The following is a 14,228-nucleotide window of genomic DNA, read 5'->3' as shown; positions in this document are numbered from 1 at the left end:
AGAGTTTAAATTTAAGAAACCGCTCGTCTGTTTAAAACAGAACCAAACGCGACGACAAATTATAAAATTTCGCCGCAATTTAAAATTTACTTATTAAAATACGCCACAAGCGCGCTTAACCAAACAAACAGGGCTATTATCCAAGGCATCGACCACGGCGTACCCGCCCAAAACGCCGCAAGCATCGCCGAGGATAGGATGTCGCTGCCGTATTGCAGCGAGCCGATGAGAGCAGCGGCCGAGCCCTTCATCTCCTGCGGCACGCTATCAAGAGTGCGGCATTGGAGCAAGAGGCGACGATATAATAATACTAAAGACGATTATGTTTCTATAGAGTAAGTATTTAATAATATTTTTCTAAAATATGTTTAATTAACCATAAATTTGCCTGTATATAAATATTACAAAATATATGTGACAAAAAAAGGATATTTAAGATATAATAACCATACAAACATCAATATTCTAGAAATTTAAAGTAAAAATGAGATAGAGGACGACATGCAAATAAAAAGTAAAATAGAAGACAAATTTATTGATCTTTTAAGGAAAGAAAGCGCTATTTGCATGGTATTAAACGGCAAATGGGGAGTTGGAAAAACATATTTTTGGCAAAAATTTGCGGAAAGAAATTCAAAAAAGTTAAATAAAAAATTTGCATACATTTCTCTATTCGGTAAGGATGATATTAAACAAATAAAACAAGAAATTATATTGCAGGCCTATCGAATAAGTCGGACGATATCTGAAATTTCAAAGAATGCTAAAAAATTAAGATTTGATAAAATTTTAGATGAAGTTACGCCAAAATTGGGTTCGGCCATTATTGAATGCATATCGTTTTTTGAAAAGAAAGATTTCGAAAATATCGTAATTTGTTTTGATGATTTTGAAAGATTATCAAATAAATTAAGTTTAAAAGACATATTCGGATTAATATCAGAAATTAAAGAACAGAAAAACTGCCATATTGTTATGATTTTTAATGCTGGTGAATTAATTTTAGACAACGATACAAAAAAGCAAAAAGATAAAATCATAGATTACGAATTTGAATATAATCCCTCTATAGAAGATTCATATAAAATTTTGTATGAAGAGCTTAAATTTTTTAAAAGCTATCCGCTCGAATATTTTAAACACCATAACATAAATAATATAAGAATTATGAGACGAGTAGTGGCTGCGCTAAATGATTTTGGTTTTTTAGAAAAAGATTTAAAGGATTTTAAATACACCGAGCAAATTTTAGTAAAAGGCATTATGGAAATAGCTACTATAAATGCTTTGAAATTAAATATGGATTTTAAGGAGCTTGATAAATATTCTTTTAAGTACTTTACTACTAATCTTAAAGATAACGAGAAAAATAAAGAGTTTGACGAGGTTATAGAATATGCTCAAATAAATTACCTTGAGCCAAGTGACATAAGAGAGGAAATCATAAGCTATATAACAAAATCCATAACAGATGACGAAAAGATTAGAGATGTTGTTAATATCATAAAATTTAAAGAAGATAAGCTTAAGAAATTGGATGGATATATGCATAGATTGCAATACGACTTTAAATTGGATGATGGAGAATATTGCAATAAAATAAGAGATTTTCTTGCTGACAATATTGATATGGTGTATGTTTTAGGGGTAAGTAATTTTATTTTCTATATAGAGTTTATCAAAGAACGAAATCCGACACAAGCTGATGAATACCATAATTTTGCCATTAATATATTGAAGGGCATATTGGAAAATAATAGTTACAATACCATTTTGCCGTATAATCCTGATATAGATAAAATTTTAGAATTTGACCCCGTATTAATAGAGTATGATGATAACTTGAAGGATATGTCTGATCGTTCAAAAATTAGCACAAAAGAGGGAATTTTAGATCTTTTAAAGAATGGAAACGAATTGGAGCTTGAAGTATTTGAAAAAGTAGACGATGAAAAATTAAAACAATTAATACTAAATGGCTGGGAATTTTGCTTTGGCGTTGTAAGTTGTTTAAATAGTAACTTTTTGATATGTTCCAGTTGTGAAAATTTGATAAATAAGTTTATCAGAATTTTTGAGAGTATAAATTCCGATAAAAATACTGTCAAATCCATCAAGCTTTTAAATGCAATAAAAGAAATTACGATAAAAACTAAAATTTTAGGCGAAAATCGCCTAAAATTTTAGTTTACTTCATACCTCTCGCCGGGTTTCATCTCTATCATCTCCCACGGCAAGCCCTGTTTATTTAGCTCGTCCATGAAAGGTTTTGCGTCGAAATTCTCCATATTAAAGACGCCTTTGCCGCTCCAGATACCTTTTGCGACCATCATCGAGCCGATCATCGCAGGTACGCCAGTCGTGTAGCTCACGGCCTGCGCGCCCGTCTCGGCGTAGCAAGCCTCGTGATCGCAGACGTTGTAGATATAGACCTGGCGCTCTTTGCCGTCTTTTAGACCGCGAATTACGCAGCCGATGTTGGTTTTGCCCTTCGTGCGAGGGCCTAGCGACGCAGGATCAGGCAAAAGCGTCTTTAGAAATTGAATCGGCACGATCTTTACACCATTGTGCTCGACCTCGTCGATACGCAGCATGCCAACGTTTTCTAGGCATTTCATGTGAGTTAGGTAGCTCTGTCCGAAGGTCATAAAAAAGCGGATTCGCTTTAGCCCTTTGATGTTTTTCACAAGGCTTTCCAGCTCCTCGTGATAGAGCAGGTAGCTGTTTTTGACGCCTACTTTCGGATAGTCCCATTTGAACATTATTTCCATCGGCTCGGTCTCTTTCCACTCGCCGCGCTCCCAGTAGCGACCCTTTGCGCTTACTTCGCGCAGGTTGATTTCTGGGTTAAAATTCGTCGCAAACGGATATCCGTGATCGCCCGCGTTGCAGTCTAGGATGTCGATCTCGTGGATCTCGTCAAAGAGATTTTGCTGTGCGTAGGCGCAAAATACGTTCGTCACGCCCGGATCAAAGCCGCTTCCTAGCAGCGCCATCGTGTTTGCGGCTTTAAACTCGCCGTCCTTCGCCCATTGCAGCTTGTATTCAAATTTGGCGGTGTCGGGGTGCTCGTAGTTTGCGGTGTCGATGTATGGGATACCGACGCGAGAGCAAGCGTCCATGAGGGTTAGGTCTTGATACGGCAGCGCGACGTTTAGCAGTAGCTCGGCGCCCGTTTTTTTGATTAAATTTACGACCGCATCGGTGTCGTCCGCGTCGATCTGGGCGGTGCCAATTTGCACACCTAGGCGGTCTTTGATAAATTTAGCGATCGCGTCGCACTTGCTTTTGGTGCGGCTTGCAAGGGTGATCTTGCTGAAAACGTCTGCGTTCATCGCGCATTTTACGGTCGCGACTTGGCTCACGCCGCCCGCGCCTATGATTAAGATATTTGACATTTTGGCTCCTTTAAATTTTAAATTTAGCTGCAATTTTAGCAAATTTAAGATGAATTTTAAGAGGTGAGTGCGATTAATCATAGAGTTTGGTTGTGGCGGACGCGGAGCGCAAGCTCGCTCTAGCAATAGCGCCGAAAGCGGCACGGCGTTAAAATTTACGCGGATAGCGGCATGCCGATTGACTGCGGCACGAGATTAAATTTCCGCCCTGCATCGCGCGATAAAATTTAAGCCTTAAGCGCTTGTTTAAATTTAACATTCCGCGGCAAGACATGGAAAATTTAAAATTTAAAGCTCGCCCGCTTCGCCATAAATTTTATCGTGTCTCTTGCCTCGGCGCGCAGCAAACCGCATACCGCGGCTAAATTTAACGCTTGAGCGAGCAGCGGTTTAAAAAGTAGCAAGCTGGACAAAATCCCGTGACGCCCACGATAAACGGCACGAGCCCGACCAGCCCCCACCAGCTGCTAAACACGACTCCGGCGATCATTATCGCCAGTCCGATCAGCGCTCTTATTATCCTAGTTTTTTTACTTAGCATTGCGTTTTCCTTTCTTTGCTTTTACATTTTTTACACGTATTTATACCAAAAAATTTATAAAGAGGACAATAACCGTAAACAGCCGTCAGTAGCGGCACGAGTCCGACCAGCCACAGCCAGCACTCGCAGACGAACCCAAATGCGTATATCCAAACCGCAGCGATTACTAGGCGGATAGTTTTATCTAAAATCCCGACGTTTTGCATTTTCTCTCCTTTACGCTAGGCCTCTTATCATGCCTTGCATGACCATCGGCTTCATCATATATAGCTTCATCGCCCAGTTTAGGTAGCTCTCGCGAGTCGCGCCCATGCATGCTATCGTAGGCTCGGGCTTGCCCGTCCAGTTAAACTCCACCATCACCGCCTTGCCGAATTTCGTTAGTAGCGGGCAGGCGGTGTAGCCGCCGTATCTAGCACTCGGTTCGCGTCCTTTTATAGCGTCGGCTAGATTTTGCGCCAGCACTGGATACATCTTGCGTATACTAGCTCCGGTTTTGCCGGCGGAAAATCCGCAAACGTCGCCGATAGCAAATATATTTTTAAATTTCGAGTGTTGCAGCGTCTCGCGCGTGAGGCTAATCCAGTTGCCTGCCACATCGCCCTTTTCTACGCTTAGCCCTGCATCGGCGTAGATTTTAGAAGCCTTCATGCGAGGCACTAGGTGTAGGTAGTCAAATTTTACTTCGACTAGCTCTTTAGCGAGTTTATTTTCGCCGTTTTCGCGGTACGGCATAGCGTGCTCAAATACCGCTATATTTGCACTTTTATCCACCTCAACCAGCTGATGCGAGGTAAAATACTTCACGTCTCGCTCCTCCAGCATCCCTTCTATCATTTTAGCATAAACAGGAGCGGAAAATATCGTCCGAGCACCCGAGTATATCGAGATATCAAGCTTGTCTCTGTTGCCTAAATTTCGCGCCATATCTTCGGTTAGCAGCGTTACTTTTTTATTTGCGCCCGAACACTTCATCGGTGTTTTGTTGTCGCTAAAGACTATCTTGCCGCCTTCTTTGCCGACTTTTTTCATTATGCTAGACATAGCAACGGCGCCAGGGATCGTGTAGATAGAAGTCACGTTGTCGCTACCGATATCGTCGGCGCTAAGTCCTTTTACGCTCTCAAACTCATACTCCGCTCCGCTAGCTATCACGAGGTAGTCGTAGTTCAAATTTGACCCGTCCTCTAGCTTGACGGAATTTGCCGCCGGATCGATGGATGCGGCATTTTGCTTTATCCATTTTACGCCGTCCGGGATCAAATTTGATTTTTCGTAGGTTATGTCTTCGGGCAGATAGTGACCGGCTGCGATGAGCGTAAAGCCGGGCTGATAGTAGAAGTACTCGTCCTTATCAAGGACAGTTAGTTCGGCGTTTGGCATATCTCGTCGTAATTTCGCCGCTAGGCTGATGCCGCCTAGACCGCCGCCGATTATTAGGATATTTGCACGGATGTCCGCATTTTCTCCCGCATTTAGCTTGCTAGCTCCCGTGACTCCCGCCGCCGCCAGCCCCGCCGCGCCTAAAATTTTCAAGACGCCTCTTCTGTCGATGCTTTGCATAAAAGCTCCTTTTAGAAGTTATTGTCAAATCATAGCGCATTTTAAAATTTAAATATGTAACAAAGTCACCTTAACGTCACGACCCCTCGTTTTAGCTCGACGAGCCCTTTTTTCTGCATCTCTTTTAGCGCTCTTGATACCGCTTCTCGCGCGCTAGCGATGTCGTTTGCGATCTGTTCGTGCGTGATCTTTAGCCCGTTTTTCGCGCCATTTTGCTCGAGGAAATTTATTATTCTCCGAGCTAGAGGCAAAAACAGCGTCTGATCCATCGCCGTTATCGCCGAGCTAAACCTCGTAGCCATGAGTTCTAGCGCGTGATTTGCCACCTGCGGATAGTTTTCGCGTAGTCTCTTAAATATCTCCCTCGGGATCAAAATCATCCACACGTCATCTTCGATTTGCAAATTTATCTCCGCTTGCAGCGCTCCTAGCGAACAAAAGCCGCACAGCATACAGCTATCGCCGTCTTGCAGGTTAAAGACGGTGATCTCTTTAAAATTACTCGTGCTAACCAGCCCGCGCGCACGTCCGCTTATGATGATCGCGTAGCCAAGGCAGCCATCTTTTGGGTATATCCTTTCACCCTTTTTAAAGCTTCTTAGCGTCGCACTTTTTAACACCGCCTCTTCATCCTGCGCACTAAGCGTAAATTTAGAGGTAAACCGTTGCTTTAGCGTATCTTTTAGCTCGTCTCCCGACATACGCGCTCCTTGGTTAAATTTGGCTTTGTTTAATTATATTTTCTTTTACGTAAAAGTGCGGTGATAAAATTTAGCTACAAAATATTTTAAGCATTGATTTATTTCGTGACTAACTCACCGAAATTGCGCTAAAATTGGGGTAAAATTTAGAAAAAACGAGGAAAAATATGAAAACGCAGGACGAAAAACCAAGCTGGCTACAGCACTTTCCGATCATGTTTTACACCGTAGTTATGGGGCTTGGCGGGCTAGCTCTCGCGTACGAGCGGCTAAATTTGATCTTTGATATCTCGGACACGGTTTTTGAGATTTTACGCGGCGCGGCTAGCCTAGCGTACGCGCTCATCTGCGCTTGTTACGCGGCAAAACTCATCAGATACCCGCAAGCTTGCAAGGCGGAGTTTTTCCACCCGGTGCGCGTAAATTTTTTCGCCGCATTTTCGATCGGCACGCTGTTAGTCGCCTCGCTTTGGCGGGACTTCGCGCCCGTTTATGACGCGCTTTTTTGCGCGGGCGTAGCGTTTCAGACCTTTATCACGCTGCATGTCGTCTCCTTTTGGATCAAAAATAACGTCCAGATCGCGCACTCAAACCCCGCGTGGTTCATCCCGATCGTGGGCAATCTCTTTGTCCCGCTTGCAGCGCCCGCCGCGAGCGAGCTTGCGTGGTATTACTTTGCGATCGGGATATTTTTTTGGCCCGTGCTTTTTGCGGTTTTGTTTTACCGCATCATCTTTCACGATCAGATGCCGCAGAAATTTATCCCGACGCTTTTTATCGTGATCGCGCCGCCTGCGATGGCGTTTTTAGACTACGTCAAGCTCACCGGCGGCTTTGACGTCACGGCGAAGATCATGCTCTACGTCACGCTATTTTTCGCGCTTCTCATCCTTTTTATGTTTAAAAGCTTTTTGCGGCTTAAATTTTTCCTCTCGTGGTGGGCGTTTACCTTCCCGACGGCTGCGGCTAGCATCGCGTTTTTGCGAGCGTTTGAGTTTAACGGGATCAAATTTTTCTTGTTTGCGGGAGCGGCCGGTTTTGCTATCTTATGCGTTTTTATAGGTATCGTGGGCTTTTGCACGGTAAAAGCGATGTGGCGCGGCGAAATTTGCGTGCCTGAGGAGTAAAATTTAATGCGAGCTCGGTTAAAAATTTTGACGGACGCAGGGCAAAGCGGGCTAGAACGCTGGCGGGCAGTAGGGTAAATTTGCGTATCGAAGGATAAAATTTACACGCAGCTTTAAATTTGGAATCGCAATAAATTTTAACCGAGCGGAATTCTATCGTCGCAGAAAGTTTGTCTAAATTTAGCTCGCCGCGTATTTTTAGCGTCTAAATTTACGCGCTGCAGCAAAAAGATATAATGCGGAGACGCAATATTTACGATCGAAGCGACACCCGATCTCGCGCCGCACCGCTAAAATCAAATTTCGTAGCGATAAATTTTGCCGAAATTTTCATCCAGAGTGTAGCTAAACTCGCCGCCTGCGTAGTAGATCATCACGCCATCGTCAAGCTCGAAGCGCTGATATACGCGCAGCACGACCTCATTTTCGCTGATGCCCTGGACATGGATAAAGATATCGCTCTTCCTGCCCGCGGTCATCGCCATCTGGTAGAGCTGATTAAATAGCGCGTATTCGGCGCCTTTCTCGGGGTCTTCTTGGGATAAAAAACCCTCCAGTACACCCAGCATCTCCGCGCGAAATTCCGTCCTGGCGCGCGCATAGGCGTTTTGGATATTTTCGATCTGGTTGGTATCGAGTAAATTTAAAAGCGAATGTTTGCCCACGTAAAGCGTCGCGCTAGATGTGATTTTGCCGTCCTTGTCGGTCACTAGTCGCAGAGCTTTCTCTACGCGCCACAAGGCCTCTTTTAGTTCGAGCCCGCTTTCAATTTCAATTTTCATCATAGATCCTTTATCAATAATGCGGAATTTTAGCGTTAAATTTTAAATTTTAAAGACAAACTTCGCGATCAGATACGCCATATACAGCATCAAAACTCCCACGAGCGCGTCGATTATGCGCCATGCCTTACTGCTTGCAAAAAGCTTCGAAAGCGCCCGCGAGCCGTAGCCCAAGCCGAAAAACCACGCAAACGATACGAACATGACCCCCGCGTAAAACCACGGCTTCTGGGCATCTTCGATCGTAGCGCCGAGCGAGCCCACGACCACAACGGTGTCTAAATACACGTGCGGGTTTAGAAGCGTCACCGCAAGGGCTTTGGCTACGACGGGCGCTAGTGGGCTATTTGCCGAGTTTTGGATCTTGGCAAAATGCAAGCCTCTGTAGGCGCTAAAAAACGAGCTTAGCGCGTAGCAGAGCAGAAACATGATCCCGCCTATGCTTAAAATTTGGGTAAGAAGCGAGCCTTGCTTAAGGGCGCCGCCGATTAAAAATATACCTATACCCGTAAATACGGCATCGCTTAGCGCGCAGACCGTGCAAACCGCCGCGACGTGATTTTTCGCAAGACCTTGGGAGATGACGAAGATGTTTTGCGCGCCGATCGCGACGATCAGTGAGAGCATCAGCGCGGCTCCTTGCAAGAAAATTCCGATCGGCAAGGAGTTCAAGACCGCGCCTCTATTTGTTTTTACTTTCGCAGGCGGAGCTTTGCATCGCGGTATCGGCGGCATCAGAGTCAGCCGCTGCCGCACTTTTGGACGCAGTGGCAGATCCATTATCGCCCGCAGAAAATTTAGGCGCGGAATTCTCGGCACCTGCGAAATTTTCGCCCGCGGCGGAGTCATTTGAGGAAGTGGCATTGTTCGGCGCAGCGGAGTTTTGTTCGTTTAAATTTGAAGCGCCCTTCAAATTCTGCACACTGTTTGAATCGGCGGCGCCATTAGAATTTTGTGCGGCGAAATCCTGCGCCATACCGAAATTCTGCGCGCCTAAATTTTCATCTAAATTTTGTGCGCCGTAGGAATTTTCGCTGGAGTTTTGCGAAGCGGAATTTTGTGAAGCGGAATTTTCATCGCGAAGGTTTTTAGTTTTAAAATTTCTACCGCTACCCGCGCTTTTTTTAGAACCCTTAGCGCCCTTGCGAGCTTTTGAGGCGGTTTGCTCTTCCTCAGGGCTTTGCGAAAGACCCGCTTTTTCGCGCAAAATTTTACTCAGCTCATAGATCGAAATTTCAAACGAGCCCGGCAGCGTGGCCTCCGTGTCGCTGTAAAATCGCAAAAAATTAAAGCGATCCTGCGCCTGCGGCATTTTTTTGAATACAAAATTTAAAAGCTCCGTTTTGTTTCTGCCTGCGACGAAGGTTTTTATACCTAAATTTGCGATATCTTTGTATTCGAAGCTTTCGGAATTTGCCCCGCGCACGATCTTAAGGGCGTCCTCGCCGATCTGTAAATAATTTTTCGCGCCGAGTCTAAGCGCGCAAAAAAACGCGCAAAATGCCGCCACTACGGAAGCAAAAAGCGCCGCGCCGCCAAAGCCCGCGTGGTAGCAATACCCGCTAGCGAGCGCCAAAATCGCCGATCCCGCCAGCGTCATCGCTACGGGCTTTTTATTCTCTTTTACTATCATCTTCCCTGCTTAATCAGTTGTCTTATATACTCGTAAATTTTAAAATTTAGCGCATCCATTACCGAGTCTTTAGAGCCCGGATTTTTGATGCTTTGGTAGTTGAGATTAGTTACGTAATCCTTCCACGCGCCTTTATTTTTAACGCTTATATAGAGGCTAATCTGCGAGTCGTAGAAGTAGTCTCTGTAATAATCGTCGTCATACCAAGGATCATAACCGAACGGCATCCCCCAGCCCACGCCCACGCCCGTATATCTGTAATATCTGCCAAATCCCATACCGAAGCTAAATCTCGGATTATCCCACGATCTGCGCGAAAAATCCGCCTTGCGGAAGTAGTTGAGATTGCCGCCGATTTGGACGTTCGCCGTGCTTTTATTTACGACCTTAAATCCATCCGCGCGCAGATGCTGGATCACTACTTGGGTTAAATTTGAATCCGTCGTAGAGGTATTGGTGAAATTTACGCTTATGAGCTTATCTTGCGGAAATTCCATAATGTGAAGCGGCTCGGAAGTGCGCACGATGCCGCTATTTACAGGCACGTTTTTAGAGCAACCTGTAAAAATCAAAAACGCCGAAATGACCAAAAAAAGTGAAATTTTATTTTTCAAGACGGATCCTTTCGCTTAAGATTTCAAATCCTAAATTTGAGTGATTGTAGCATAAATTTAAAATTTTAATGTCGGCAAGGGGCGATTTTTTGAAATAATCTAACGATCGATACGCGAAAGGGAGATTTTCAAATAAAATTTCGCGCCGAGCGACCGCTAAATTTAAAGCCGTCGCTCGGTTGAAATTTCTACGAAAAGAAGCGGGATTTTAAACTGGAGGAGTTTAAAATTCCATACTCTTATAGGTTCACGCCGCGCGTAAGCACGCGCTTGCGATAAACCTCCGAAACCCTAGACGCGTCGCCCACGATTAGAGCGTTCGTGCAACAGATCGCCGCGCACATCGGAACCTTTCCCTCCGCGATGCGGTTTTGACCGTATTTATGCAGCTCCTCGTGAGAAAACGTAGGCTCCGGCCCGCCCGCGCACATAGTGCACTTATCCATCGCGCCTTTGATACCGAAAGCTCCGTCTCTAGGGAATTGCGGAGCGCCGAACGGACACGCGTAGAGGCAGTATCCGCAGCCGATACATTTATCTTTGTCGTGTAAAACGACGCCGTCGGTTCTGATATAGAAGCATTGAACCGGGCAAACCTGCGCACAAGGCGCGTCGGTGCAGTGCTGGCAAGCGATAGAGCTTGAAACCTCCTGCCCTTCGATGCCCTCGTTTAAAGTGATAACCTTGCGCCTATTGATCTCTACCGGGACTTCGTGCGCCGAGCTGCAGGCTACTTGACAACCGTAGCAGGCGATGCAGCGCTCGACGTCGACGTAAAATTTTAATCTAGCTGGCATTATCTATCCTTATACTCTTTCTAATCGGCAAAGTCCGGCGTTAAATTCCGAAATTTGCGTATTTATGTCGAAGCCGTAGTTTGTAATCGTATTTGAACTCTCGCCTATGATATACGGCTTAGTGCCTTCAGGATAGCGGTCGCTTAGATCCTCGCCCTGGAAAATTCCCGCGAAGTTATACGGCATAACGATACGATCCGGCGTGACGGACTCCGAATAGATGCACTTAACCTTGATCTTAGTACCTTGCGGTGCATGAATCCACATCATCTCGCCGTCTTTGATGCCGTAATCGGCAGCAAGCTTTGGATTTACGTGCGCAAACATCTCCGGAGTAATCGCCGAAAGATACTTGCTCGTTCGCTCGATCATGCCCGCACCGCTTAAATTTACGAGCCTTAGTGAGCTTACGATAGTAGGGAAATCCTTGCTCCAATCCTGCTTTTTCTGCTCGGAGATAAATCTCGTAAATACGCGGAAGTTGCTCTTTTGATCCGCGAAGGTCGGATATTTATCCACCAAATCCCATCTAGGCGAGTGGATCGGCTCGCGGTGCTTTGGAATTTGATCCGCAAACTGCCAAACCTTGGCTCTAGCTCTCGCGTTTCCGCATGGGCAAATTCCGAACTCGCGGCATTTTTTAGCGATGATACCGCTATAATCGGTACTCCACGTAGGCCCCATCTTGGCTTTTTCTTCCTCGCTTAGCGTGATGCCTAAAACCTGTTCGATATTTGCCTTGGTAATCTCCGCGTGTCCGCCTTGAATTTTAGAACCAGGAAGGGTAATGCTCTCGTCGGCTAGCTGCGAAACGCCGTCGTGCTCTAAGCCGAAGCGGTTTCTAAATCCCATACCTCCGTCGGCATAAGGCTTAGTTACGTCGTAAAGAATCGGAGTACCCGGGTGCTTCTCATCCCAGCAAGGCCACGGAAGACCGTAGTATTCGCCCTCGACTTCGCCGCCCATACCGCGCAAAGTATCGGGATCGAATAGATGCCAGTTTTTCTGCTGTCTGCGGAATCTAGCCGCGGTGCGTCCGTTGTTCCCGATGCTTTGGGTATTGCGTGCGATCTCGTCGGTAGCGTCGTCAGGCCAAACGAAATCGTCCTTGACCTGCTTAAGCTCGCCGTCGACGACGCCCATCTTCATTCCGCGGACGTATTCGTCGTAAAAGCCGAATTTTTTCGCAAATAGAAACATTATGTCTTGATCCTCTTTGCTTTCAAATAGCGGCTTTATGATCCTGGTTCGCCACTGGCTGCTACGATTTGTAGAGCTTAGATATCCTTCGCTCTCAAATTGCGTAGCCGCCGGTAGGACGTAAATTCCATCCGGTCTGTCGCTAAGAATCGCTACTTCGTTTAAGAAAGGCTCGGCGACGACTAGCATATCGATCTTATCAAGCGCCTCTTTAGTCTCTCTTATGTGAGCCATAGAGGTGATTCCGGTGCCCTGCACCCAAAGAACGCGAACGTTTCCGCTGCTTAAAACAGGTTCATTTTTCAAAACGCCCTGCCACCATTTGGATAGCGAAAAGCCCTTCTCGTTGCGCCAGTTAATCTGATCTTTTTCGATGCTAGGATCGCTATGAAAATACTCCGTAAAATTTGTACCAGGCACCTTCTCGCCGTCTTTATCGCGAGGAGCTTTGGTAGAAACGGCGAAGCGTTTAATGAATTGATCGAAATCGACGCCCCAGCCCTTGGTAAAGTGCTTCCAGGCATTATCGGCAAGCCCGTAATACGCAGGCAAACTATCTGCAAGATCGCACATATCGGTCGAGCCTTGAACGTTGTCGTGACCGCGGATGATGTTGCAGCCGCCGCCAGGCTTGCCCATATTTCCCAGTACTAATTGCAAAATAGATAAAATTCTAGTATTCGAGCTACCGATCGAGTGCTGCGTGATACCGAGCGCCCAGCATAAAGTAGCGGGTTTTGTAGTAGCGAACATTCTGGTAAATTCTATCAGCTGCTCCTCTTTGCAGCCTGTGACGTTGGCTACCTCTTTCGGATCCCATTTCTCCGCTTCGGCTCTGATCTCCTCTACCGCGTAGGTTCTGGTTTTTATTACTTCCTTATCCTCCCAGCCGTTTTTGAAGATCAAATGTAGCATTCCGTAAATAAAAGCGATGTCGGTTCCAGGGCGGATTCTGATAAACATATCGGCTTTGGCTGCCGTTCTTGTAAAATTCGGATCGATAACGACGATCTTTGCGCCGTTTCTATCGCGTGCCTGAAGGGCGTGTTTCATACCGCCTACCGGATTTGCCACGGCGGAATTTGCGCCTATAAAAAGAATGATTTTAGAATTTTTCGCCATATCGCCGAAGTGATTCGTCATAGCTCCATAACCCCAAGTATTCGCCACACCGGCGACTGTTGCGCTATGTCAAATTCGTGCTACGTGATCGATACTGTTCGTACCCCAAAAGGCTGCAAATTTTCTAAAGTAGTATGCTTGTTCGTTGCAAAATTTAGCCGAGCCCAGATACACTACGCTGTCCGGACCGTCCTCTTTGCGGATCTGAAGCATCTTATCGCCGATCTCGTCTACGGCCTGCTCCCAGCTGATGCGCTCCCATTTTCCGCCTACTTTTTTAAGAGGATATTTAAGACGCATTTTGGATTTAGTAAGATCGATCTGATCGATTCCTTTACAGCAGTGGCTGCCTTGCGAGATAGGATGATCGACCGCCATATCTTGGCGTATCCAAGTATTTGTGCTCTCGTCCACTTGGGCCTCGATGCCGCAACCTGCGGAACAGATCGAACAGATCGTTCGCTTCATAACCGATCCTGGGAACGGATCTTTTATCTCCTGCTCGGTAGCGGCTCTTAGCGTATTATTATCGCCGAATGCGGCTACGCTACTCGCACCTAAAGCGGCAAGTTTTAAAAATGACCTTCTTCCGATTGCATTTTCGCTCATGAAAGTCCTCCTAATAAGCTACTTTGTAGTATTTTTTCCACGCTTCACTCTCCCAGTAAAGCACCTCTTTTTTCGGTGACTTTCCGCGAACGGTATCGCCGTAATCTTTCTCATCCTTGGCAAGCATTTGCGAAGCGGCAA

14 protein-coding genes and 1 pseudogene are annotated in these 14,228 nt (G+C 45.8%); 2 read left to right on the top strand and 13 right to left on the bottom strand.

The window, feature by feature from the left end:
* Positions 1-86 precede the first annotated feature (86 nt).
* Complete coding sequence (locus Q0438_RS08555; protein WP_299190142.1) at positions 87-251, bottom strand: hypothetical protein; 165 nt, start codon at positions 249-251, stop codon at positions 87-89.
* A 250-nt stretch (positions 252-501) separates the two neighbouring features.
* Here Q0438_RS08555 and Q0438_RS08550 point away from each other — a divergent pair, with 250 nt between their 5' ends.
* A complete protein-coding gene (locus Q0438_RS08550; protein WP_299190140.1) occupies positions 502-2,187 on the top strand; it encodes a P-loop NTPase fold protein in 1,686 nt (561 codons plus the stop codon).
* Here the strand turns inward: Q0438_RS08550 and Q0438_RS08545 are convergent.
* The 5 genes from Q0438_RS08545 to Q0438_RS08525 all read right to left on the bottom strand — a co-directional run bounded on the left by Q0438_RS08545 (position 2,184) and on the right by Q0438_RS08525 (position 6,203).
* Entirely contained in the window at positions 2,184-3,398 is a 1,215-nt protein-coding gene (locus tag Q0438_RS08545; protein ID WP_299190139.1) for a saccharopine dehydrogenase family protein, read from the bottom strand. The genes Q0438_RS08550 and Q0438_RS08545 overlap by 4 nt on opposite strands.
* Before the next feature lie 367 nt (positions 3,399-3,765).
* Positions 3,766-3,939, bottom strand: a complete 174-nt coding sequence (locus tag Q0438_RS08540; RefSeq protein ID WP_297946038.1) for a DUF2892 domain-containing protein — start codon at positions 3,937-3,939, stop codon at positions 3,766-3,768.
* Positions 3,933-4,145, bottom strand: coding sequence for a DUF2892 domain-containing protein (locus Q0438_RS08535; protein ID WP_299190138.1), 213 nt, complete (start codon positions 4,143-4,145; stop codon positions 3,933-3,935). Before Q0438_RS08535 ends, Q0438_RS08540 begins: the two co-directional genes overlap by 7 nt.
* A 10-nt stretch (positions 4,146-4,155) precedes the next feature.
* Positions 4,156-5,502: an FAD/NAD(P)-binding oxidoreductase gene (locus Q0438_RS08530; protein ID WP_299190137.1), complete on the bottom strand. Its 1,347-nt coding sequence runs from the start codon at positions 5,500-5,502 to the stop codon at positions 4,156-4,158.
* A gap of 65 nt (positions 5,503-5,567) precedes the next feature.
* Entirely contained in the window at positions 5,568-6,203 is a 636-nt protein-coding gene (locus Q0438_RS08525) for a Crp/Fnr family transcriptional regulator (RefSeq protein WP_299190135.1), read from the bottom strand.
* Between the two features lie 167 nt (positions 6,204-6,370).
* On the opposite strand from Q0438_RS08525, the gene Q0438_RS08520 reads away from it, so the two are divergent.
* Positions 6,371-7,330, top strand: coding sequence for an SLAC1 anion channel family protein (locus tag Q0438_RS08520; RefSeq protein ID WP_299190133.1), 960 nt, complete (start codon positions 6,371-6,373; stop codon positions 7,328-7,330).
* Between the two features lie 296 nt (positions 7,331-7,626).
* Here Q0438_RS08520 and Q0438_RS08515 read toward each other — a convergent pair whose 3' ends face one another.
* The 7 genes and pseudogenes from Q0438_RS08515 to Q0438_RS11150 form a co-directional block, all read right to left on the bottom strand.
* The gene (locus Q0438_RS08515; protein ID WP_299190131.1) at positions 7,627-8,112 is read right to left on the bottom strand and encodes a hypothetical protein; all 486 of its coding nucleotides are present in this window, start codon (positions 8,110-8,112) and stop codon (positions 7,627-7,629) included.
* A gap of 42 nt (positions 8,113-8,154) precedes the next feature.
* Positions 8,155-8,784: a LysE/ArgO family amino acid transporter gene (locus tag Q0438_RS08510; protein WP_299190130.1), complete on the bottom strand. Its 630-nt coding sequence runs from the start codon at positions 8,782-8,784 to the stop codon at positions 8,155-8,157.
* Between the two features lie 10 nt (positions 8,785-8,794).
* Entirely contained in the window at positions 8,795-9,745 is a 951-nt protein-coding gene (locus Q0438_RS08505) for a hypothetical protein (RefSeq protein ID WP_299190129.1), read from the bottom strand.
* Positions 9,742-10,359: a hypothetical protein gene (locus Q0438_RS08500; protein ID WP_299190127.1), complete on the bottom strand. Its 618-nt coding sequence runs from the start codon at positions 10,357-10,359 to the stop codon at positions 9,742-9,744. Before Q0438_RS08500 ends, Q0438_RS08505 begins: the two co-directional genes overlap by 4 nt.
* Before the next feature lie 239 nt (positions 10,360-10,598).
* Complete coding sequence (fdh3B, locus tag Q0438_RS08495; RefSeq protein ID WP_299190125.1) at positions 10,599-11,156, bottom strand: formate dehydrogenase FDH3 subunit beta; 558 nt, start codon at positions 11,154-11,156, stop codon at positions 10,599-10,601.
* A gap of 9 nt (positions 11,157-11,165) precedes the next feature.
* The gene (locus Q0438_RS08490; protein WP_367178508.1) at positions 11,166-13,778 is read right to left on the bottom strand and encodes a formate dehydrogenase subunit alpha; all 2,613 of its coding nucleotides are present in this window, start codon (positions 13,776-13,778) and stop codon (positions 11,166-11,168) included.
* 42 nt (positions 13,779-13,820) lie between these two features.
* Positions 13,821-13,946 (bottom strand): annotated as a pseudogene (locus Q0438_RS11150) (hypothetical protein); the annotation flags it as partial.
* Between the last annotated feature and the right edge of the window lie 282 nt (positions 13,947-14,228).

It is taken from the genome of uncultured Campylobacter sp., from assembly GCF_938030785.1.
In the GTDB taxonomy this organism is placed as follows: domain Bacteria; phylum Campylobacterota; class Campylobacteria; order Campylobacterales; family Campylobacteraceae; genus Campylobacter_B.
The sequence above is the reverse complement of the archived record's forward strand: the minus strand, read 5'-3'. Positions and strand labels throughout refer to the sequence as shown.